16 protein-coding genes are annotated in these 22,444 nt (G+C 70.8%); 10 read left to right on the forward strand and 6 right to left on the reverse strand.

The window, feature by feature from the left end; all coding sequences use genetic code 11:
- The first annotated feature begins 106 nt into the window (after nucleotides 1-106).
- Nucleotides 107-1,558: an anion permease gene (locus KA217_04500; protein MBP7711709.1), complete on the forward strand. Its 1,452-nt coding sequence runs from the start codon at nucleotides 107-109 to the stop codon at nucleotides 1,556-1,558.
- Between the two features lie 58 nt (nucleotides 1,559-1,616).
- Nucleotides 1,617-2,756, forward strand: a complete 1,140-nt coding sequence (locus KA217_04505) for an ankyrin repeat domain-containing protein (protein MBP7711710.1) — start codon at nucleotides 1,617-1,619, stop codon at nucleotides 2,754-2,756.
- A gap of 83 nt (nucleotides 2,757-2,839) precedes the next feature.
- On the opposite strand, the gene KA217_04510 is transcribed toward KA217_04505, so the two are convergent.
- Complete coding sequence (locus KA217_04510; GenBank protein ID MBP7711711.1) at nucleotides 2,840-3,403, reverse strand: NAD(P)H-dependent oxidoreductase; 564 nt, start codon at nucleotides 3,401-3,403, stop codon at nucleotides 2,840-2,842.
- Between the two features lie 164 nt (nucleotides 3,404-3,567).
- On the opposite strand from KA217_04510, the gene KA217_04515 reads away from it, so the two are divergent.
- Both KA217_04515 and otsB read left to right on the forward strand, forming a co-directional pair.
- On the forward strand, nucleotides 3,568-5,799 hold the full coding sequence (locus tag KA217_04515) for a trehalose-6-phosphate synthase (GenBank protein ID MBP7711712.1): 2,232 nt from the start codon (nucleotides 3,568-3,570) through the stop codon (nucleotides 5,797-5,799).
- Nucleotides 5,800-5,846: 47 nt separating this feature from the next.
- Nucleotides 5,847-6,662 (forward strand): trehalose-phosphatase, encoded by an 816-nt coding sequence (otsB, locus tag KA217_04520; protein ID MBP7711713.1) that lies wholly within the window; start codon nucleotides 5,847-5,849, stop codon nucleotides 6,660-6,662.
- A 58-nt stretch (nucleotides 6,663-6,720) separates the two neighbouring features.
- Here the strand turns inward: otsB and malQ are convergent, their stop codons facing one another.
- Complete coding sequence (gene malQ / locus KA217_04525) at nucleotides 6,721-8,184, reverse strand: 4-alpha-glucanotransferase (protein MBP7711714.1); 1,464 nt, start codon at nucleotides 8,182-8,184, stop codon at nucleotides 6,721-6,723.
- A gap of 204 nt (nucleotides 8,185-8,388) precedes the next feature.
- Between malQ and treS the strand changes: the two genes are divergently transcribed.
- Together treS and KA217_04535 are read left to right on the forward strand one after the other, a co-directional pair.
- Entirely contained in the window at nucleotides 8,389-11,733 is a 3,345-nt protein-coding gene (gene treS, locus KA217_04530) for a maltose alpha-D-glucosyltransferase (protein MBP7711715.1), read from the forward strand.
- A 101-nt stretch (nucleotides 11,734-11,834) separates the two neighbouring features.
- Nucleotides 11,835-12,815, forward strand: coding sequence for an arsenic resistance protein (locus KA217_04535; protein ID MBP7711716.1), 981 nt, complete (start codon nucleotides 11,835-11,837; stop codon nucleotides 12,813-12,815).
- Here KA217_04535 and nspC read toward each other — a convergent pair.
- Both nspC and KA217_04545 read right to left on the reverse strand, forming a co-directional pair.
- Nucleotides 12,812-13,984, reverse strand: coding sequence for a carboxynorspermidine decarboxylase (nspC, locus tag KA217_04540; GenBank protein ID MBP7711717.1), 1,173 nt, complete (start codon nucleotides 13,982-13,984; stop codon nucleotides 12,812-12,814). The two genes, KA217_04535 and nspC, sit on opposite strands and share 4 nt — an antisense overlap.
- A 56-nt stretch (nucleotides 13,985-14,040) precedes the next feature.
- Nucleotides 14,041-15,246 carry a saccharopine dehydrogenase family protein gene (locus tag KA217_04545; protein MBP7711718.1) on the reverse strand — a complete coding sequence of 402 codons (1,206 nt, stop codon included), beginning with the start codon at nucleotides 15,244-15,246 and terminating at the stop codon, nucleotides 14,041-14,043.
- Between the two features lie 128 nt (nucleotides 15,247-15,374).
- Between KA217_04545 and KA217_04550 the strand changes: the two genes are divergently transcribed.
- Nucleotides 15,375-16,286: a tellurite resistance TerB family protein gene (locus KA217_04550; protein MBP7711719.1), complete on the forward strand. Its 912-nt coding sequence runs from the start codon at nucleotides 15,375-15,377 to the stop codon at nucleotides 16,284-16,286.
- 146 nt (nucleotides 16,287-16,432) lie between these two features.
- Here KA217_04550 and KA217_04555 read toward each other — a convergent pair whose 3' ends face one another.
- Nucleotides 16,433-17,440 carry a tetratricopeptide repeat protein gene (locus KA217_04555; GenBank protein MBP7711720.1) on the reverse strand — a complete coding sequence of 336 codons (1,008 nt, stop codon included), beginning with the start codon at nucleotides 17,438-17,440 and terminating at the stop codon, nucleotides 16,433-16,435.
- 241 nt (nucleotides 17,441-17,681) lie between these two features.
- Here KA217_04555 and KA217_04560 point away from each other — a divergent pair, with 241 nt between their 5' ends.
- Both KA217_04560 and KA217_04565 read left to right on the forward strand, forming a co-directional pair.
- Nucleotides 17,682-17,963 carry a BrnT family toxin gene (locus tag KA217_04560; protein MBP7711721.1) on the forward strand — a complete coding sequence of 94 codons (282 nt, stop codon included), beginning with the start codon at nucleotides 17,682-17,684 and terminating at the stop codon, nucleotides 17,961-17,963.
- Nucleotides 17,938-18,273 (forward strand): helix-turn-helix domain-containing protein, encoded by a 336-nt coding sequence (locus KA217_04565; GenBank protein MBP7711722.1) that lies wholly within the window; start codon nucleotides 17,938-17,940, stop codon nucleotides 18,271-18,273. The genes KA217_04560 and KA217_04565 overlap by 26 nt, the downstream gene beginning before the upstream one ends.
- Nucleotides 18,274-18,352: 79 nt before the next feature.
- Here KA217_04565 and KA217_04570 read toward each other — a convergent pair whose 3' ends face one another.
- The gene (locus KA217_04570) at nucleotides 18,353-19,579 is read right to left on the reverse strand and encodes a pyridoxal phosphate-dependent aminotransferase (GenBank protein MBP7711723.1); all 1,227 of its coding nucleotides are present in this window, start codon (nucleotides 19,577-19,579) and stop codon (nucleotides 18,353-18,355) included.
- A gap of 191 nt (nucleotides 19,580-19,770) precedes the next feature.
- Here KA217_04570 and KA217_04575 point away from each other — a divergent pair, with 191 nt between their 5' ends.
- Nucleotides 19,771-22,293 (forward strand): AMP-binding protein, encoded by a 2,523-nt coding sequence (locus KA217_04575; GenBank protein MBP7711724.1) that lies wholly within the window; start codon nucleotides 19,771-19,773, stop codon nucleotides 22,291-22,293.
- Nucleotides 22,294-22,444 lie beyond the last annotated feature (151 nt).

Here is a 22,444-nt window from a genome sequence, read left to right on the forward strand (position 1 = left end):
AAGGAGGATGGAGCGGTCGGGCCCCCCGCCCGGCCGCGCCCGGCGGTCGACCCCCGATGCGGTACGGGGTCAGACCCCCCCCTATACAAACAACGAGAGGTCGCCCATGAAACTCAGCTGGAAGCTCTTCGCACCCCTGGTGGTCGGGGTCGCCATCGCCCTGACTCCGGCCCCCGAGGGTCTCGCCCCCCACGCGTGGTACTACTTCGCGATCTTCGCGGCCGCCATCACGGGGCTCGTCCTGGAGCCGCTCCCGGGCGCCGCCGTGGGGCTGCTGGGAGTCGCCGTGGTGATGGCGCTCGCCCCCTGGGTCTTCTTCAGCCCCGAGCAGCTCGCCAAGGCCGGCTTCAAGCCCGCCTCGGAGGCCATACGCTGGGGCCTGTCGGGGTTTTCGAACACCACCGTGTGGCTCATCTTCGCCGCCTTCATGTTCGCCCTCGGCTACGAGAAGAGCGGGCTCGGCAAGCGCATCGCGCTCCTGCTGGTGAAGGCCATGGGCAGGCGCACCCTCACCCTCGGCTACGCGGTGACGATCGCCGACCTCATCCTCGCGCCCTTCACCCCCTCGAACACCGCGCGCAGCGGCGGCACCATCTACCCCGTCATCCGCAACCTGCCGGCGCTCTACGACTCGAAGCCGAACGATCCCTCGGCGCGGCGCATCGGCTCCTACCTGATGTGGGTCGCGATCGCTGCGACCTCCGTGACGAGCACCATGTTCCTCACGGGCTTGGCTCCGAACCTCCTCGCCATCGAGCTGGTGAAGAAGACGAGCAGCATCGAGATCAGCTGGATGCAGTGGATCACGGCAATGGCGCCGTTCGGTTTCCTGATGCTGCTGGTCCTGCCGCTCCTCGTCTACGTTCTCTACCCGCCCGTCGTGAAGGCCGGATCCGAGGTGCCGGACTGGGCGGCCGGCGAGCTGCAGAAGCTCGGCCGGATGTCCTGGCGCGAGGTCGTGCTGGCCGTGCTCGTGGTGATCGCGCTCGGCCTCTGGATCTCGGGCGGGAAGTTCATCGACGCGAGCGCGGTGGCCGTCTCGGTGGTGGCCCTGATGGTGCTCTTCGGCGTCGTGACCTGGGACGATGTCCTCGGCAACAAGCAGGCCTGGAACGTGCTGGTGTGGTTCGGCACGCTGGTGGCCCTGGCCGCCGGGCTGGCCCAGGTGGGCTTCGTCACCTGGTTCGCCAAGGCGGTCGGCGCGTACATGGAGGGCTACTCGCCGCTCACCGCGATGGTGGCCCTGACGCTGGTGTTCTTCTTCATCCACTACATGTTCGCCAGCATCACCGCCCACGTCACGGCAGTGATCCCAGTCATGCTCGCCGTCGGGTCCGCGATCCCGGGCATGAACATGCCCATGTTCGCCATGATGCTGGTGGGCACGCTGGGCATCATGGGGATCCTCACGCCCTACGCCACGGGGCCGTCGCCGGTCTACTACGGCAGCGGCTATCTGCCGGCCAGGGCCTACTGGCTGCTGGGCGCGGTGTTCGGCGTGATCTTCATCGCCGTGTACCTGCTGATTGGCGTGCCGTGGCTCGGGACGCTGTATTGACGAGGGCCGGATGCACGAGGGTCCGATGGACGAGCGTCCGATGGTCGGGAGGCGGCGGATGAGCTGGCTGCGGATTCAAAAGGGTGCGTGGGGCCTGGCGGCAGTTTTTGCGCTTGCGGTCACCTCCGCCGCCGAGGCGCCGAGGGTGGACGAGAGCCTCTTCTGGGCGGCCTTCGCGGGGAACGCCGCGCGGGTCAAAGAGCTCGTGGCCACCGGCGTGGACGTGAACGCCAGGGACAGCGATGGCTCGACGGGGCTGATGCTGGCCTCGGGGAACGGCCACCGGGAGGCGGCCCAGGCGCTCCTCGAGGCCAAGGCCGACGTGAACCTGAAGAACACCAATGGTTCGACGGGTCTGCTCATGGCGCTTGCGGGCGGCCACGGGGAAGTGGCGGGCCTGCTCGCCGGGGCGGGGGCGGCCCTCGACGCCAGGACGAACGATGGCGCCACCGCCCTCATGGGCGCGGCGCACGCGGGGCACGTCCCGTGGGTGCGGTACCTGCTGGAGCGCGGGGCCGACGTGGGCGCAACGACGAGCCAGGGCCTCACGGCGCTGATGTTCGCCGCGGGGGCGGCGGGGCCCGCACGGGATCCCGCCGCGCAGGAAGGCCGGGTGGCCGTCCTGCAGATGCTGTTGGACGCCGGGGCCGACGTCAACGCGAAGAACAGCCGGGGCTGGACCGCGCTCTCGGTGGCCTCTGCCCGAGGGCACTCGCAGGTCGTGGACCTGCTGCGCAACTGGGTGCCCGGAGCAGCTCCCGCCCCGGAGGCGGTACGACCGCCGCGGGAGCCTGCTCCGCCGCCGACACCGCCTGCGCCGGCCGTGCCGGTGCCTGCGGCGCCTGCACCCGCCCTGCCGGCGCCGGTGACCTGTCAGGCGCCCCAGGCCCGCAACCTGACCGAGAACGAGGCCAAGGCACTGCGGTACGTGCTGGAGCGCAAGCTCGGCTTCACCGGCGTGGCCTGCATCACCGAATTGGTCGCGGTGGACAAGTTCTCGCTGCGCGGGCAGACGGTCGTGCTGTACGAGATGACCATCACCTTCCCGAACGGCTACCGGGTGGAGTGTCTGGACAAGAAGTCGTTCGACGTGGGTGGGTTCCCCTCCCACTACCACGGCCCGGACTGCCCCGCGCTGGCCATCCCGCCCGTGCGTCCGGGCGAGGTGTGGACCTACCGGGGAGACGAGATCATCTAGCAGGCCGGGGAACGCGACTCGGGCCCCGGCGGGGCGCTCGGGAAGCGCCTCGTCAGGGCCTCTGCCAGGCGAACTGTTGCGCCCTAGCCCCTTGCGTCCCGCACCTTCGCGGCGAGGGCGCTCATCTGGTCCGCGACCAGCTTCGCGATCTCTTCGTCCACCAGGTTTCCGTCGGCGTCGAATCCGCCCGCGAAGGCGTTGGCGAACACCTCCGGCCTGGAGAGCGGCTGCAATTCCAGAACGACGCAGACCTGGCGCAGGTGGTACTGCGCCCGTGACGTGCCCATGCCGCCGCCCGCGCCCAGGATGGCCGCGGGCTTGCCCGCGAGGACCGCGTTCTGCGGCTCGCGCGAGGCCCAGTCGAGGATGTTCTTCAGGGCCGGAGCCATCGAGTAGTTGTACTCGGTGCTGGCCAGCACGAAGGCCTGCGCCTCGGCCATCTGTGCGAGCACGCGGCGCACTCCCGCGGGCTTCTCCGTGAGGTCCGGGTTGTAGAAGGGGACGTCGGAGAGTTCGGCGATCTCCATCGTCACGCCCTCCGGGAGGCGCGCCTGCGCGGCGCGCAGTAGCCCCCGATTCGTCGATTTCTGCCGCAGGCTGCCGGCGATGCCCAGTAGTCTCACTGCTGCCACGGTGTCTTCCTCCATTCCGAGCGTTCTTGGTCTGTCGCGACGTCCGCGGCGAGTATCCGCGATCGACCCTTCGCAAGCCAGCGTGGCAGCGGACCCGGAATGCCGCGGGCCGCGCGGGACCATCGGCCCGGACTTTGCTACCATGGCGCGCGAGACTTCGCGTCCCAGCGCCAGGATTCATGAAGAACGTACTGCGTTTCGTCCTTCCTCTGCTCGTCGTTCTCGGCGTGCTCGCGCTGGTGGCGAGCATGCTTGCCGAGCGCCTGGCCATGCGTTGGGCGCTGCGCGATCTGGAGGCTCGCGATCACCTCATCGTGAACACGCTGGCGACGAGTCTCGCACCGCTGCTCGTGGCGGAAGTGGAGCCCGCGGTGATCCGTACCGTGATGAGCCGCGCGACACGCGACGCGCGGCTGATGGCGGTCGGGCTCTGCGGACCCGATGGCGCGGTGCGGATTGGCACCGAGCTCCTGCCGCGCGGGATGGACTGCCGGAACGCTCCGCGGCCCGGGGCCTCCAGGCGCGCGCTCGTGGAGCTCGACGCGGGCCCCGCGCACGTGATGGCGTTTCCCCTCGACCCGCAGCACCCGGAGCAGGCGGGCCTCATCCTGGTCCACGACCTCAGCTATCTCACGAAACGGATCGAGGACGCGCACGGTTACGTCTTCCTGTTCTTCACCGTGCTGACGGGCCTCGTCTCGGTGGTGACGGTGGTGATCGCACGCGTCAGCCTGCGCCGCTGGGTGAGCGCGGTGCGTGCGGCCATGACCCAGGTGGGAACGTCAGCGAGCGAGGCGCCCGCCGCGCCCGGTGAGATCCAGCCGATCCTGCAGGAGGTGCGCACGCTCGTGCGGGAGTTGAAAGGGGGTGTGCGCGAGCGTGACGACTCTCTGGTGAGGTGGGACCCGTCGGTGCTGCGGGAGGTGATCGATCGCGAGCTCGCCGGGGACGAGGTCATCGCGGTCTCCAATCGCGAGCCCTACATCCATGTGCGCGGAAAGGACGGCACCGTCGAGGTCCGGTTCCCCGCGAGCGGTCTGGTGAGCGCGCTCGACCCCGTGATGCGGGCCTGCGGGGGAACCTGGGTCGCCCACGGCAGCGGCGACGCGGACCGCGAGGCCGCCGACGAGCACGCGCGGGTGCGCGTGCCCCCCCAGGACCCCGCGTACACGCTGCGCCGGGTCTGGCTGAGCGCGAAGGAAGAGCAGGGCTACTACTACGGCTTCGCCAACGAGGGGTTGTGGCCGCTCTGTCACCTCGCGCACGCGCGCCCGCAGTTTCGCAGCGAGGATTGGGAACAGTACCAGCGCGTGAATCGCCGCTTCGCGGACGCCGTGGTCGAGGAGTCGCGCAGCGACGACCCCATCGTGCTCGTGCAGGACTATCACTTCGCGCTGCTGCCGCGAATGATCCAGGAGCGGCTCCCGGCGTCGACCGTCATCACGTTCTGGCACATCCCCTGGCCGAACCCCGAGGCCTTCGCGATCTGCCCGTGGCGGGAGGAGATCCTCGAGGGCCTTCTGGGGAGCACGATCCTCGGTTTCCACACTCGTTTTCACTGCAACAACTTCATCGACACGGTGGACCGAACAGTCGAATCCCGCATCGACCGGGAATACTCCAACATCTCGTACCGGGGGCGAACCACTCTCGTTCAGCACTACCCCATCTCGGTGGAGTGCCCCTCGCGCTGGCTGCAGGGACAGCCCTCGGTGCCCGAAGCACGCGTGCGGGTGCGGAACGCGAATGCCATGGCGAAGGACGTGCGCCTCGGCGTCGGCGTGGACCGTCTCGATTACACGAAGGGGATCGTGGAGCGTCTGCGGGCCGTGGAGCGGCTCCTGGACACCCACCCCGAGTGGGTCGGGCGCTTCTCCTTCGTGCAGATCGCGGCGCCAAGCCGCTCGGACATCGAGCGTTACCGCCGCTTCTCGGAGGAGGTCAGCGCGGTCGCCGGCGCCATCAACGAGCGCTTCGCGCGGCCCGGTTACGCCCCCGTGCACCTGCGGGTCGCGCACCACTCCCCGCCCGAGGTGTTCGAGTATTATCGCGGCGCGGACCTCTGCTTCGTGAGCAGCCTGCACGACGGCATGAACCTGGTCGCCAAGGAGTTCGTGGCGGCGCGCGACGACGAGCAGGGCGTACTGCTGCTCAGCCTGTTCACCGGGGCCTCACGCGAGCTCCCCGAGGCGCTGGTCGTGAACCCCTACGACACGGACGAGTGCGCGCGAGCGCTCCATCGGGCGCTCGTGATGACGCCCGAGGAGCAGCGCAGCCGCATGCGGCGCATGCGGGGGTACGTGCGCGAGTACAACATCTACCGCTGGGCGGGTCGCATGCTGATGGACGCCGCTCGGATCCGCGCGCGCAACCGGCTCCTCGTGCGCTTGCCCGAGCTCTCCGCCGAGTAGAGACCGGCGCGGCCCGAATCCTCTTCAGGCCACTTCAGGGGGTATCCATGCTTGCACTGCGTCAGGGATTGAGCCTCAGCGAACTCTTCCGCAAGCTGCGTGGTGCGGCGAATCGCGCGTTGCTGCTGGACTACGACGGCACGCTCGCGCCCTTTCACGTGGACCCGGCGAAGGCGGAACCCTACCCCGGGGTCCCGGAGGCCCTGCGCACGATCCTGTCTGCGGGGCACACCCGGCTGGTGATCGTGACCGGCCGGGCGCGCCGGGACCTGATGCCCCTGCTCCGGCTCGACCCCCTCCCGGAGGTCTGGGGGTCCCACGGCTGGGAGCCGGCCGCGACGGCGGAGCCTGCGCCGACGGCGGAGATCCACGCAGCGGGCCGGGCGGCGCTGTCGGACGCCGCCGCGCTCGCGCCGCAGCTCGAGGCGCTGCGTGCGCGGATCGAGCTGAAGCCCTCGGGTCTCGCCGTGCACTGGCGGGGTCTTCCGGAGGAGGGTGCAGCGGCCATCCGGGTCTTTCTGGAGGCGCGCTGGGCGGCGCTCGACCTCGGGCGGGGCCTCGACTGGTGCGACTTCGACGGCGGGGTCGAGCTGCGGCTGCCCGGGCGGGACAAGGGTCTGGTGGTCGACCGGATCCTCGGGGAGATGGGGCCGGACACCGTCGCGGCCTACCTCGGCGACGACCTGACGGACGAGGACGCCTTCCGCGCGATCCGGGGCAAGGGCGCAGGCATCCTGGTGCGCAAGGAATTCCGGCCGACTGCGGCGGACTTCCTCCTGGAGCCGCCGGAGGACGTCCTCGACTTCCTGGCGCGCTGGGACGAGGCCGCCGGCGGCGGGGAGGAGGCTTCGGGGCGGACGTGAGCCCGGACGTGATTCCCGGGGCGCCGGCAGGGCGCAGGCGCCGCGGTCGACCGTCCCGTCAGCGGTAGCGCTCGCGCAGCCGCCGCACCGAACGGGCCAGCTCGTCACTCAGGCCGTCCGGCGGCAGCCGCCACCCCCAGTTGCCCGCGAGGCGGGCCGGGTCGTTCATGCGGGCGCGGCCATCCAGCACCAGCAGGTCCTGCATGGGGAGGACGGCGACCCGGGACCGGCAGGCGACCGCCGCCTCGATGAGGGACCAGACCACGGTGCCCACGGGGGCCTCGGGGTGGAACTGGTAGTAGCGGGCGACCTCGGCCCGGGTCTCCGGCCCCAGCTTCTCCCACCAGCCGGCGAGCGTGTCGTTGTCGTGGGTTCCCGTGTAGGCGAGGGACTCCTCGGGGAACACGTCCGGGCGGTGCGCGTTGTGCGGCAGGCCGTCGAAGCCGAACTGCAGGATCCTCATGCCGAAGAGTCCGTTGCGCTCGCGCAGTTCGTGCACCGCCTCGTCGAGCGTGCCCAGGTCCTCGGCCACGAAGGGCCTCTGCGGAAAGCTGGCGGCGAGCGCGTCGAAGAAGGGCTGACCGGGTCCCGCCACCCAGCGCCCGGTGCGCGCGTCGGTGGCCTCGGGGGGGATCTCCCAGTAGGCCGAGAGCGCCCGGAAGTGGTCGATGCGGACGATGTCGTTCAGGTCGATGCAGCGGCGCAGCCGGGCGATCCACCAGGAATACCCGTCGCGCCCCATCCGCCGCCAGTCGTAGATGGGGTTGCCCCAGAGCTGGCCCGAGGCGCTGAAGTAGTCGGGCGGCACGCCCGACTGCGCCCGCATGCGCCCTTGCCGGTCGAGCCGGAACTGCTCGCGGTAGCGCCACACGTCGGCGGAGTCGTGGTGCACGTAGATCGGAAGGTCGCCGAGGACCCGGATCCCCTTGCCGTTGGCGTAGCGCTTGAGCTCGTGCCACTGCCGGTCGAAGAAGAAGAGCAGCGCCTCCCAGGCCTCGATGGGGTGGGCGAGGAGGCTCCGGCTCTTCTCCAGGGCGCCGGGGTCGCGCCGGCGCAGCCCGGGCTCCCAGGACCACCAGGGCGTGTCCTGGCGCAGCTGGCCCAGGGCGAAGAAGTGCGCGGTGTGCTCGAGCCACGCCTCGCGCTCCCGGAAGGCCTCGAAGGCGTCGCGCCAGGGGTGTCGGGGCCGGGCGAGGAGGGCCTCGGCCGCCGCCAGCAGCTGGGGCAGCTTGTGCTCCGCGAGCCGGGCGAAGGGGACGCGCGCGTCGCGCGGTCCCGGGTGCAGGGCGGGCTCCGGAAGCAGGCCCGCCTCGCAGAGGAGCTCGAGGTCCACGAGCCACGGGTTCCCGGCAAAGGCTGAGGAGCTGAAGTAGGGGGAGTCGTGCAGGCCGTTCGGGGTGAGGGGCAGGATCTGCCAGAGGCTCACGCCCGCCTGCTCCAGCCAGTCGACGAAGGCGTAGGCCCCGCGCCCGAGCGTGCCCACGTCCTCCCGGTTGCAGAGGGACGTGGGGTGGAGCAGCACCCCGAGCTCCCGGCGGGGGAAGAGGGCGGGCCTTGCGGGCGCAGTAGCGGCCGGCGGCATGGCGGGGCGGTTGGCAGGACGGCTGGGGGTCGGTGGCATCGCGGGTTGGCTGGCGGGTCAGCTGGCGGGTCGGCTGGCGGGTGAGGGTCCGGCAGCCAGTATACTGGGGGGCTTGCGTCGTCCGCCGGACCGAGAGGAGCCGCCATGCCGCGCGAGCCTGCCCGAACCGCCCTCCCCGACGACCCGCTCTGGTACAAGGACGCGGTCATCTACCAGCTGCACGTCAAGGCCTTCTTCGACAGCAGCGGAGACGGGATTGGCGACTTCCCGGGCCTCACCTCGCGGCTCGACTACATCCAGGACCTGGGGGTCGACACCGTCTGGCTGCTGCCCTTCTACCCGTCGCCGATGCGCGACGACGGCTACGACATCTCGGATTACAGGAGCGTCCACCCCGACTACGGCACGGCCCGGGACTTCCGCACGTTCGTGCACGAGGCGCACCGGCGGGGGCTGCGCGTGGTGACGGAGCTCGTGATCAACCACACCTCGGACCAGCACCCCTGGTTCCAGGCCGCGCGCCGGGCCCCGGCCGGCTCGCGCAAGCGCGACTACTACGTGTGGAGTGACACCGACCGGAAGTTTCCCGAGACCCGGATCATCTTCACCGACACGGAGAGCTCGAACTGGGCCTGGGACCCGGTCGCCAAGGCCTACTACTGGCACCGCTTCTTCTCCCACCAGCCGGACCTGAACCACAACAACCCCTCGGTGGTGAAGGCGGTCATCCGGGTGATGCGCTACTGGCTCGACATGGGTGTGGACGGGATGCGCCTGGACGCGATTCCCTACCTCTGCGTGCGCGAGGGCACCACCAACGAGAACCTGCCCGAGACGCACGCGGTGATCCGGCAGATGCGCGCGGTGGTCGACGCGCACTATCGCAACCGGATGTTTCTCGCCGAGGCCAACCAGTGGCCCGAGGACGTGCGCGAGTACTTCGGCGATGGCGACGAGTGTCACATGGCCTATCACTTCCCGCTGATGCCGCGGATGTACATGGCGGTGGCGCAGGAAGACCGGTACCCGATGACCGAGATCCTGGCCCAGACGCCGGAGATCCCGCCCATCTGTCAGTGGGCGCTGTTCCTGCGCAACCACGACGAGCTCACGCTGGAGATGGTGACCGACCGCGAGCGCGACTACATGTACCGCATCTACGCGGCGGACCCCCGGATGCGCGTGAACGTGGGCATCCGCCGGCGCCTCGCCCCGCTCATGGACAACGACCGGGACCGCATCAAGCTCCTGAACAGCCTGCTGCTCTCGCTGCCCGGGTCGCCCATCGTCTACTACGGCGACGAGATCGGCATGGGCGACAACTTCTACCTCGGCGACCGCAACGGGGTGCGCACCCCGATGCAGTGGAGCCCGGACCGCAACGCGGGGTTCTCGCGCGCGGACCCGCAGCGCCTGTACCTGCCCCCCATCATGGATCCGGTGTACGGCCACGAGGCCGTCAACGTCGAGGCCCAGCGGCGCGCGCCCAATTCCCTCCTCAACTGGATGCGCCGGCTCATCGCGGTGCGCAAGGCCCACAAGGCGTTCGGGCGCGGCACCTTCACCATGCTCCACCCGGGCAATCGCAAGATCTTCGCCTACGTGCGCCAGTACGAGAACGAGACCATCCTCTGCGCGGCGAACCTCGCCCGCTCCGCGCAGCCGGTGGAGCTGGACCTCGGCGCGTTCCGGGGCTGCGTGCCGGTGGAGCTCCTCGGCGGCAGCCATTTCCCGCCGATCGGGGAGCTGCCCTACTTCCTGACCCTGCCGGGGCACGGCTTCTACTGGTTCCGGCTGACCCCGGAGGCCGAGGCCCCCGACTGGCACCCGTTGCGCGCGCCGGCCGCGGAGTTGCCGGTCCTGGTCCTCACCGACGGCCTGGCGAGCTTCTTCCCCGAGCCGGTGGCCCAGGGGCGCCGCGGGGTCGCGCAGGCCCTGCGCCGGCAGCTCGAGCAGGAGGCCATCCCACGCTTTCTGCCCGGCCAGCGGTGGTGCGCGGACCAGGACGCGCCCCCGGGGCCGGTGCGCATCGAGGACCTCGGCGCGTGGTCCACCCGCTCCGGCGAGTGGCTCCTCTGCGTGGTGTCCGTCGAGCGCGCCGGTCGTGCGACCCAGCGTTACATCTTGCCCCTGGCCCTCGCGTGGGACGGCGGCGACGAGGACCGCCTCGTCGCGCTCGGCCCGGTCACGCTGGCCCGAGTGCGCCAGCGGGCGCGCGTGGGGGTCCTCCACGACGCCTTCGCCAACGACGCCTTCTGCAGGGAATTGCTGCGCGCGATCGGCCGGGGCGAGCGCCTGGCGGTGGGCGAGAGTCGGATCGTGTTCACGCCCACCTCGGCCTACGCCACCCTCTCCGCGGGCCTGCCGGCCGAGCCTGCGCTGCGCCGGCTGGCCGAGGCGAGCAACAACGCGATCGTCTTCGGCGAGGGGCTCTTCCTGAAGGGGACGCGGCGCCTGCGCGCCGAGTTCAACCTGGAGCGCGAGATGGGCCAGTTCCTCACCGAGCGGGCGCCGGGGGTGCGCGTCGTGCCCACCGGCGGCTCGGTGGAGCTGCACCAGCCGGACGGGACGGTCACCACGCTCGCGGTGCTCCAGGGCTACGTGGAGAACCAGGGCGATGCCTGGTCCTACACCTCGGCGTACCTGGAGCGCTTCCTCCGGCAGGCGCTGGCGGCGCCGCCGGGGCAGGGCGCTGCGGGCGAGGATGCGCACGCGACCTACTGCCTGCTGATGAGCACCCTCGGGCGGCGCACCGCGGAGCTGCACGCGGCTCTCGCCGCGGCGGAGGGCGACCCTGCCTTCGCGCCCGAGCCCATCGCCCCCGGCGAGCCGGCCGCCTGGGCCGAGGCGGTGGCCGCCGACCTGGACGCGACGCTCCAGCTCCTGCGCCAGCACCTGGAGGGGCTCGCGGGGCCGCCGCTCGCGGCGGCCGGCGCCCTCCTGGGCCGGGTGGGGGACCTGCAGCGCCGGCTGTCCTCGCTCGGCCGCCCGGTCGAGGCGGTCAAGACGCGCCTGCACGGAGACTTCCACCTGGGGCAGGTGTTGATCGCGGGCAGTGACGTGATGCTGATGGGCTTCGGGCGGGGGGCGGGCCGCGAGACCGAGGCGGGAGGCGCCCGGCACTCGGCCCTGAGGGACGTGGCGGGCCTGCTGCGCTCCATCGACCGCGCCGCCGCCAGCGTCGCCCGGCTCACGGCGGAGCGCCCGGAGGATCTCACGGTCGTCGAGCCGCTCCTGGGCGCCTGGCGGGCGGCCGCGCGCGGCGCCTTCCTGGAAGGCTACCGCGAGGGGATCGCCGGGTGTCCGGTCTGGCCCGCCGGTCCCGGGGGCGGTGAGCGCCTCGTCACCCTGTTCTGCCTGGAGAAGGCGGCGCAGGAGCTGCGCGAAGAGCTCGCCAGCCGGCCGGCGCGGATCGGGGTCCCCATCGCGGGGCTCCTCCAGGCGCTGGCGGGCCCCGAGGGTCCTCCGGAGGCCGCCGGCCGCCGCTGACCGGGGCCCCCCGTGAGGGGGAGCCCCGGCCCCGGCGCGTGGACTTATAATTCACCCGCGTGACATCCCACGCGCGACACGCGACCGAGCGGAGAGCCCCGATGCAAGCCGTCTTCGCATTCATGCGCAACAACCTCACCTGGCTCGTCATCGTGGCGATGGGGCTCGGGCTGCTGAAGGGGCACTTCGCGCCGATGGAGTTCTCGCGCCTCATCTGCGCGACGGCGGCCTTCATCATGCTCTATCCGGTGATGGTGAATTTCCGCCTCGAAGAGGGCTTCAAGAACATCGGCGGCGTGGGCCGCATCCTCGCGCTGACGCTCGGCGTGAACTTCGTGATCTCGCCGCTCCTGGCCGCGCTCGTCGCGTGGGCCATGCTCGGCTCCCAGCCGCTCGCCGCCGCGGGGCTCCTCCTCATCGGGGCGGTGCCCTCGAGCGGGATGGCCATCGGTTGGCTGAACCAGTTCAAGGCGAACGTGCACCTGGGGGTCGTGCTCGTGGCGGCGAACATCCTCGCCACCTTCGTCATCGTGCCGCTCCTGATGCCCGTGGCCCTCGAGCACCTGTTCCGCGCGGACATCGAGGTCGGCTCGCTCGTCATCATCGAAAAGCTCGGGTTCGTCATCCTGATCCCGCTCACGCTCGGCTGGCTGACCCGCGTGGTGCTGCAGCGGATGGGCCGCGGCGACCTCCCCGCGAAGAACCGGGAGACCCTGAACGGCGTGGCGAACTTCGGCATCCTGCTCGTGATGTTCCTCATCATGAGCCTGACCGACAGCCAGTCGGTGCTCTCGCACCCCCACGTGGCCCTGCTCTCGGTGCCCGCGGTCGCGGCCTACTACGCGGTGATGTACTTCGTCGTGACTCGTGTCATCCGCCACGCGCTCGCGCCGGGCGAGGCGCTGCCGTTCTTCGTGACGACGTTCCTGCGCTTCCACATCATCAGCCTCGGCATCACGATCGCGGCCTTCGGCGAGATCGAGAACGGGATCTTCGCCTCCGTCCCGATCATCGTCGGTCTCCTGATGCAGCCGGCGCTCGCCTCAGCGCTCGGCCGCCGGCTCGCGCGCCAGGCAACCTAGCCGAGGCGGTTTCGGAAGTCGGCGTAGTCGAAGCGGCGCAGCACCCGCAGCTCGCCGCCGTCCCAGGTCGCGATGCTCGGGTGCCTCACGCCGTTGAACATCGTGGTCTTCACCATCGTGTAGTGGCTCATGTCGGCGAAGACCACGCGGTCGCCCGGGTGGAGCGGCGCGGGGAAGGACCAGTCGCCGAGCACGTCGCCCGCGAGGCAGGTGGGGCCTCCCAGGCGGTAGGTGTGGGGGGTGGTCCCCGGATCGCCGGCGCCGTGGATGGTGGGCCGGTAGGGCATCTCCAGCACGTCGGGCATGTGGCAGGTGGCGGAGACGTCGAGGAGCGCGAGCCGCACCCCCGCGTTCTCGTGGACGTCGAGCACGCTCGCCACCAGCACCCCGGTGTCCACCGCCGCCGCTTCCCCCGGCTCGAGGATGACCTCGAGGTGGGGATGGCGGGCCTTCAGTCCGCGCAGGGTCTGCACCAGGAGGTCCACGTCGTAGTCGGGCTTGGTGATCCAGTGCCCCCCGCCGCAGTTCAGCCACTTCACCTGCGGCAGCCAGTCGCCGAAGCGGGCCTCGAAGGCCTGGAGCACGCGCGCGAACACGTCCGCGCCCTGCTCGCAGAGGGCGTGGAAGTGCAGGCCGTCGACCCCCTCGGGCAGGGCCTCCCCCAGCACCGCGCGGGTGGAGCCCAGGCGCGAGCCGGGGGCGCAGGGGTCGTAGAGCGCGACCTCGATCTCGCTGTACTCGGGGTTGCAGCGCAGGCCCACCTGGACCTTCCGGCCGCAGGCGCGCACCGCGGGCAGGTGGCGCTCGAGCTGGGCGCGCGAGTTGAGCACCAGGTGGTCGGTGTAGCGCAGGGTCTCGGCCAGGTCCTCCGCCGAAAAGGCCGGCGCGTAGGTGTGCACCTCCCGGCCGAACTCCTCGCGCGCGAGACGGGCCTCGTAGGGTCCGCTCGCACAGCACCCGTCGAGGTGCGGGCGAAGGACGTCGAAGGCAGGCCAGAGGGCGAAGCCCTTCAGCGCGAGCAGCACCTTGCAGCCGGCCTCGGCGCGCACCCGCGCGAGGATGCGCCCGTTGCGCTCGAGCAGCCGGCGGTCTACCACGAAGCAGGGGCTCGGGACCCGCCTCCAGTCGAGGTCGGTGATGGGGGTCACGGCGGGCGCGGGGGTGGACATGGAGGGACCGTTTCCTCGCGCGGTCGCCGCTTCCCTGCGGCGGGACCGCGGAAATCTCAGACCGGGAGCGGCCCCTCGGGCGCGGTCTCCACCCAGGGCAGGCCCCACTTGCCCACCTCGTGCATGAACGGGTCGGGGTCGAACTGCTCCACGTTCCACACCCCCGGCTTGCGCCAGCGCCCCTCCACCAGCAGCTTCGCGCCGAGCATCGCCGGCACCCCGGTGGTGTAGGAGATCGCCTGGGAGCGCACCTCGCGGTAGGCCTCCGCGTGGTCGCTCACGTTGTAGACGTAGTAGCGCTTGAATTTCCCGTCCTTGACCCCTTCGATCCAGCAGCCGATGTTGGTCTTGCCGGTGTAGTTCTTGCCGAGCGTCTCGGGCTTCGGCAGCACCGCCTTCAGGAACTGCAGCGGGACGATCTCCTTGCCCTCGAACAGGATGGGCTCGATGGAGGTCATGCCCACGTTCTGCAGCACCTCGAGGTGGGTGAGGTACGGCTTGCCGAAGGTCATCCAGAAGCGGATCCGCTTCAGGCCCTTGAGGTGTTTCACGAGGGACTCGAGCTCCTCGTGGTACATCAGGTACATGTCCTTCTCGCCGCACTCGGGGAAGTCGAAGGGCGTGTGCACGGAGAGCGGGTCGGTGTAGACCCACTTCCCTTCCTCCCAGAACTTGCCGCGCTGGGTGATCTCGCGGATGTTGATCTCGGGGTTGAAGTTGGTCGCGAACGCCTTGCCGTGGCTGCCCGCGTTGCAGTCCATGATGTCGACGGTGTGGATCTCGTCGAAGTGGTGCTTCTGGGCCCAGGCGCAGTAGATGTTGGTCTGGCCCGGGTCGAAGCCGCAGCCGAGGATCGCGGTGATGCCGGCCTGCTCGAATCTCTTGCGGTACGCCCACTGCCACTTGTACTCGAACTTCGCCTTGTCCGGCGGCTCGTAGTTCGCGGTGTCGAGGTAGTGCACGCCGGTGGCGAGGCAGGCCTCCATGATCGCCAGGTCCTGGTAGGGCAGGGCCACGTTGATCACCACCTCCGGCTTGAACGACTCGATGAGCGCAATGGTGTTCTTCGGGTCGTCGGCGTCGAGGCTCGCGGTCCTGACGACGCGGCGCTGCAGCTTCTTCACGTCGCGTGCGATGGCCTCGCACTTGGACTCGGTGCGGCTGGCGAGCAGGATATCGCTGAAGGTGTCCCGGGCCTGGGCGCACTTGTGCGTCACCACGCCGCCCACCCCGCCGGCACCGATGATGAGGACTCGCGACATGTCGATTCTCCTTGCGCAGATGGCGCTTTATAGCACTGTGTCCGCCGCGGGGCGACGCCCGGTCCCCGGGTGTGGCCGGAATGGCTTATCCTTTCCACTCCACCCAGGCGGAAGCGCGAGATAGTCTGATGAATCCATATGAAATTCTGGGGTCCCTGATCCAGAACGGGATGGGCGCGTCGTCGGGACGCCTGAATCACTCCCTCGGTAACGAGGGCCTCGGCGGGGGGGGCGGGTTCCCCGGCGCCGGGTCGGGGGCAGGGTACGGTGGCGGCGGGATGCCGGGTGCGGGCGGTGGGTTGTTCGACATCCTCGGCAAGGTGCTCGGCGGCGCGAGCGCCGCACCCTCCGCGGCGCCCTCGCGCCCGAGCTTTCCTGGCGGTGGGTTCCCGGGCGGCTCCGGGGCATCCAGCGGGGGCGGTGCGGGCCCGACGGCGGAGGTCCTGAAACAGGTGGCCGGGGCCATCCTGGGCGGATCCGGGGGCTCGGGCGCGAACGCGACCGGCGCGGGAGCCATGGCGGTGCTGGCGGGCCTCGCGGCGAAGGCGCTGGCCGCCTCCCGCGCGAGCAGCGCCGCGGCGCCGCGGTCCCCGGCGCCCCAGGCACAGGCCCAGGCCGAGAGCGAGGACAGCCTCGCCGCGGTGCTGGCGGGCCTGCGCAAGGCGGCCAACCCCCAGGAGGAGACGCTGGTCCAGGACATCGCCGCGCTCACCGTGCGGGCGATGCTGAACGCCGCGAAGGCCGACGGGCGCATCGACGAGGGCGAGGCCCAGCGGCTGGTGGGCAAGCTCCAGGAGGACGGACTCACGGCGGAGGACGAGCGCTTCCTGCGGGAAGAGATCCGCAAGCCCATGGAGACCGACGCGATCGTGCGCGCGGCGCGCACCCCCCAGGTGGCCGCGCAGATCTACGCGGCGTCGGTTGTCGCCATCGAGGCCGACACGGACGTGGAGCGCCGTTACCTCCAGGACCTCGCGGCAAGGCTCGGCCTGAACCAGCAGGCCGTGGCGTACGTGCACCGCTCGCTCGGGATGGCCTGAGCGGAGCGCACACACCGCGGCGGCTCGGGCCCCGGGCCGCGCCGCCGCGGCGCCTCTCAGGGCGCCTCTCAGGGCGCCTCGATGGGTGCCTCTCAGGGCGCCTCGATGGGTGCCTCTCAGGGCGCCTCGATGGGTGCCTTAACGCCTCAACGCACGAAGTACCACGCCACCGCCAGGGCCAGCAGCAGCGCGACCCCCACAAAGTAGGCGATGGGGCGCGCGCTGCGGCGGGGTGCGTCGCGACCGGCCGGGTGGGGCGCACCGTCGCCGCCCCGGTCCCTGTCCCCAGCCTCTCCCCTGTCCGGGGCCTGCAGGGGTGCCGCCAGGGCCTCCCGCTGGTCGGCATCGGCCGCCTTCGCTCGGGCCTCCTCGTAGAGCCGGCTCGCCTCTGCGTACACCGGCGCCGACCGGTCTTCCCCCTCCCGTGACTGTCCGAGGAGCCGTTCCAGGAAGTCGCGCGCCGCGCGGGGCCTGCCGTCCTCGAGGGCGAGCTGGGCGAGGCCGAGATAGGTGTCCGGGTACTCGGGGGCGAGCGCGATCGCTTCTTCCCAGAGCCGGTACGCCTCGGCGGGCCGTCGGCGCTTCAACTGCAGCTGCGCGTAGGCGTGGAGGACGGGCCCCTCACGGGAGCCCGCGCGGTACGCCTGGGCGTAGCCCGCCGCCGCCCGCTCCAGATCGCCCTTGCGGGCGAGGACGTCGCCGAGCAGGACCAGCGTCGCAGGGTCGCGCGAGGCCAGCAGCAGCGCATCGCGCGCCTGGGCGTAGGCCGCGTCCACCCGGCCCGTCCCGAGGAAGACCCGCGCGAGCTCCCGGCGCGCCGGGATGTCCGTCGGGTCGAGCGCGAGGACGCGCGTGAGGATCGGGACGGCCTGCGTCGTATCGCCGGCGCGCAGGAGCTCCGCAGCGCGCTCCAGGAGCAGCTGCACAGCCTCGTCGACGGCGGAGGGCGGGGCCGGCGCGTGGACGCGCACCGCCCGTTCCGCGACCACGGCCCGCGCCTGGGGGTGCAGGAAGTGGTACTGCCTCGCGATGGCCGCCTCGAGCTTCTGGCGCGGCAGCTTCTCGAATCCGCCCCACTCGGGCAGCAACGCCGCGAGGTCCACCACCGACACGGTGGTCCGGAAATAGGTGACGGGAGGAGCTCGGGGTCGCATTCGGGGGGTGTTGCCTGGGGCGGTGCGCCGGGGCGCGCACCGCGCCTGCGGCGCCGCTCTTATACCCCAGGAGCGTGGGAAACGGAATCTTGAGGGTGGGGGAGGGGCAGGACCACCGGCAAGACGTCATGTCGACCGGTGGCAGAGCCGCAAGGAATCATCCCGGCAGCCCGTCCGCGAATCGCGGGAGAAGCCAAGTCCTCAGCTTGCCGAAAGTGGTTCATTGAACCACACTTGAGCCATGAATTTCGAGTGGGATGAGCACAAGAGCGATGCTTGTTTGTTGGAGCGTGGATTTGACTTCGCGTATGCGGCGTCAGCCTTCGCCGACCCGGACCGGATCATTCGGCAAGACACCCGATACAGCTATGGGGAAGATCGCTACCAGCTGATCGGTCGCATTGGCAACCGTCTGTTCGTGCTCGTTTATACGCCGCGTCAAGGTGTGGTCCGGGTCATCTCTGCTCGAAAAGCCAACGCTCGAGAGGTGAAGCGCTATGAAAACCGTTCGCATGAAGATTGATGTCCAGGATCCGAAGGCCAAGCCACTCGGCCGAATTGACCCCAAGCGGCTCGATGCAACGACTGAAGCAGACATCGCCAGACACAAAGCAGCCGATGACGCTGAAGCCATGCTGGATGTTGCAAAGTTCGCACGCCGTGTGCGTCGGCGCCTGGGATTCAGTCAGGCAGAGTTTGCTGAGCGCATTGACGTTTCACTGGACACCATCCGCAACTGGGAGCAGGGCAAGCGCAGCCCAACGGGTGCGGCGAAGGCGCTCTTGAAGGTGCTGGACAAGGCGCCGGAGGCGGCGTTGGCTGCTTTGCTCTGACGTCTTGGGCCTTTCGACGCTCGCACGCTGCAGGCGCAGCGTCAGCCGCTGGGCGTGGCGGCGCTCGATCTCCCGGGGCTCAGGTTCCGTGGCGCTTGCGGTAGCGCTGCAGGAAGCGCCCGAAGCGCTCCATGGCGTCGGTGAGGTCGTCCTCGTGGGGCAGGAACACGACCCGTACGTGGTCCGGGTCGGGCCAGTTGAACCCGCTGCCCTGCACCAGGAGCACCCGCTCCTCCGTCAACAGATCCAGCACGAACTGCTGGTCGTCCTTGATGGGGTACATCCGCGGATCGAGGCGCGGGAACATGTACAGCGTGGCCTTCGCCTTCACGCAGCTCACCCCCGGCAGCTCGCTCAGGAGCTCGTGGGCGAGGTCCCGCTGCTTGCCGAGGCGCCCGCTCGGCAGGACCAGGTCGTTGATGCTCTGGTAGCCGCCGAGCGCGGTCTGGATCGCGTGCTGCCCCGGCACGTTGGCGCACAGGCGCATGGAGGCCAGGATGGAGAGGCCCTCGATGTAGTCCTGGGCGTGCGACTTCTCGCCCGACACGATCACCCAGCCGGAGCGATAGCCGCAGGCGCGGTAGTTCTTCGACAGGCCGTTGAAGGTGAGGAACAGCAGGTCGTCGGCCAGCGAGGCGATGGAGGTGTGCCGGTTTCCGTCGTAGAGGATCTTGTCGTAGATCTCGTCGGCGTAGACGATGAGCTGGTGTTCCCGGGCGATGTCGACGATCGCCTGCAGCACCTCGACCGGGTAGAGCGCCCCCGTGGGGTTGTTCGGGTTGATGACGACGATGGCCCGCGTGGCGGGGGTGATCTTGGCGCGGATGTCGTCGAGGTCCGGCAGCCAGTCGGATCCCTCGTCGCAGCGGTAGTGCCGCGGGGTTCCGCCCGAGAGGCTCACCGCGGCAGTCCACAGCGGGTAGTCGGGGGAGGGGACCAGGACCTCGTCGCCGTTGTTCAGCAGGCCCTGCAGGACCATCACGATCAGCTCGGACACGCCGTTGCCGATGTAGATGTCCTCCACCTGCACCCCGCGGATCCCCTTCTGCTGGGTGTAGTGCATCACCGCCTTGCGCGCGGCGAACAGGCCCTTGGAGTCGCTGTAGCCGGAGGAGTCGGGCAGGTTGCGGATCACGTCCTGCACCATCTCGTCCGGGGCGAGGAAGCCGAACGCGGCCGGGTTGCCGATGTTCAGCTTCATGATCCTCTGGCCCTCGTCCTCCATCTGCCGGGCGCGTGCCAGGACCGGTCCGCGGATGTCGTAGCAGACGTTGGCCAGCTTCGCGGACTTCGTGACGGGTTTCATGCTCGCAGTCGCCTCAGTCGAAGACGTCGGTCAGGGGCTTGCCCCCGAGGGGCCGGCGGCGCGTCAAGGCCGGGCTTCTCTCACGGAGGCAGATGCTCAACTATAGCAACTCCTGGCCCGGGGTGGCTGTGCGCTCGCGCCCCGTTCCACGACCCCAAGGCCTGCGGGAAAGCGGGCGGAGAGACACCGCGATGACCCCCTTGATCGAGCCCCGACCCAAGACCGCGCTGGCCTGGCAGGACGAGGAGATCGCCTACCCCGACGTGATCCGCCGCGCCCGGGCCCGGGCGGCCTCCATGCCGGAGGCGGGCGAGCGCGTCGTGCTCTTCGCCGAGAACTGCCCCGACTGGGTCTACTCTGCGTACGGTGCCTGGGTGGCAGGGGCCGTGCTGGTGCCGGTCGACCACCTGTCGACCGCCCCGGAGCTCGCCTACGTCGTCGACGACTGCCGGCCGGTCCTGGTGGTGTGCTCCGAGCACACCCGGGCCACGGTGGAGGGCGCGCTCGCCATCGCCAGCACCCGGCCCCGGGTCGCGACGTTCCAGGAGCTGCAGGCAGAGGCCGCGGCGCGCGAGGGCGCGCCCCACGACGCCCAGGCCACCGCCCCCATCACGGTGGACGAGCCCTCCCTCGCGGCCATCGTCTACACCTCGGGCACCACGGGCTCGCCGAAGGGCGTCATGCTGTCCTTCGGCAACCTCCTCGCGAACATCCGCCCGGTGGCGGACGCGGGCTACTACACCCCCGCGGCGCGGGTGCTCCTGCTCCTGCCGCTGCACCACGTGCTGCCGCTCGCCGGCTGCCTGACCGCGCCCCTGTACGCCGGGTCCACCATCGTGTTCGCCACCTCGCTCGCGGGGCCCGACCTGGTGGGCCTCCTGCGCCGCCACCGCATCACCCTGATCGTCGGCGTGCCGCGCTTCTACGACCTCCTGAACCGCGCCCTGCGCGAGCGCATCGACGCCAACCCCGTCGCCCGGGGCCTGTTCGCGCTGGCGCGCCGGGTGCGCTCACCGAAGTTCTCGAAGCTCCTGTTCGGGTCGGTGCATCGCAAGTTCGGCGGGTCGCTGGAGTACCTGGTGAGCGGCGGCGCCGCGCTCAGCCCGGCCACGGGCGAGACCTTCGACGTGCTGGGGTTCAAGGTGTGCGAGGGGTACGGGATGACCGAGTGCGCCCCGATGATCACCTTTCCGCGGCCCGAGGCGATCAAGCTCGGCTCCTGCGGCCAGGCCCTGACGGGGTGCGAGGTGCGGGTCGACGAGAGCGGCGAGATCCTGGCCCGTGGCCCGAACGTGATGCTGGGCTACTACGGCCACCCGGAGGAGACCCGGGCGATCCTGCGCGACGGCTGGCTGCACACCGGCGACCTGGGGCGGCTCGACGAGGAGGGCTACCTCTACGTCACCGGCAGGCTGAAGGACATCCTGGTCCTGCCGAGCGGCAAGAAGGTCGACCCCGAGGGCGTGGAGACGGTCCTCAGGGCCTCGCCCGGGGTGCGCGAGGTGGGGGTGTTCCTGGACGGGGAGACGCTGCACGCCCTGGTGGTCCCCGACTGGGACAGGCTCGCCATCAGCGACCGGGCGACCGCCGAGGCGACGCTGCGCCGGGACGTGATCGACCCCTACAACGCGGGCGTGTCGCCCTACCGGCGGGTGGCGCGCCTGACCCTCGTCCACGCGGAGCTGCCGCGCACGCGCCTCGGGAAGTTGCGCCGGCACCTGCTGCCGGGCATCGCGGAGGAGGTGGCGCGGACCTCCGCCATCCCCGGGTACCTCGACGCCCCGGCGGACAGCGCGCTCGCCCGCCTCGCGGCCTTCCTCTCCGGTGAGGGCGGCAAGCCCGTGCGGGCCGACAGCCGGCTCGAGGCCGACCTCGGGGTCGACTCCCTGGGTCGGGTGGAGCTGTCGGTCTTCATGGAGCGGGCCTTCGGGGTCTCCATCCCCGAGAACCGCCTGGCCGAGGTGGAGACCGTCGGCGACCTGGCGCGCTTCGTCGCGGAGTACCGCAAGGAGGAAGGGGCGACGCCGCCGGAGGCGGTGTCCTGGGCCGAGATCCTGCACCCGAAGACGCCCCCTGCGCTGCCCGGCAGCGGCCTCGCCCACCGCGCGCTCACCCACCTGCTGCGCTGGGGGGCCCGCACGTTCTTCCGCATCGAGGCACGGGGCCTGGAGCGCCTCCCCGCCGCGCCCTTCGTGCTGGTGCCGAACCACCAGAGCTACCTGGACGGCCTCTTCGTCGCGGCCCACCTCCCGGCCCCCGTGGTGCTGAACACGGTCTTCTACGCCAAGGAGAAGCACGTGCGGTTGGGCTGGCTGCGCTGGCTCGCGGCGCACGCCAACACCATCGTGATGGACGAGAAGGCCGGCTTCCTGCCCTCGCTGCAGCAGCTGGCCGAGGCGCTGCGCCAGGGCAGGAACCTGATGATCTTTCCCGAGGGGACCCGCTCGCGCGACGGCACGCTCGGGGAGTTCAAGGAGAGCTACGCCATCCTCGCCCGGGAGCTGAAGGTCCCGGTGGTGCCCGTGGCCATCGACGGGGCCACCGGCGTGCTGCCCCCGGGGCGGCACTTCCCGCGCCTGTCCTGTCCCATCACCGTCACCTGCCTGGACCCCGTGCGCCCGGAGGAGACGGCCTCGCCCGCGGAGCTCAACGCGACCGTGCGCCAGCGCATCGCCGCCGAGGTCCGGGTGGCCGCGGGGAGCTGCGGGGGCTGAGACCGACCCGGCGGGGTCCCCTCCAGGGACCGCCGTTGCGCCCACTTCTGCGAAGCAGGTCCCGAATCTTCCTCTAAAGGCCCCCCTCGGGGGGCCGATACCCGGAGCACGTGAAGTACCCCGCGCGTCGAAGACACGCGCAGGGCGAGTG

Source organism: Gammaproteobacteria bacterium (genome assembly GCA_017999615.1).
Lineage (GTDB): Bacteria > Pseudomonadota > Gammaproteobacteria > JAABTG01 > JAABTG01 > JAGNLM01.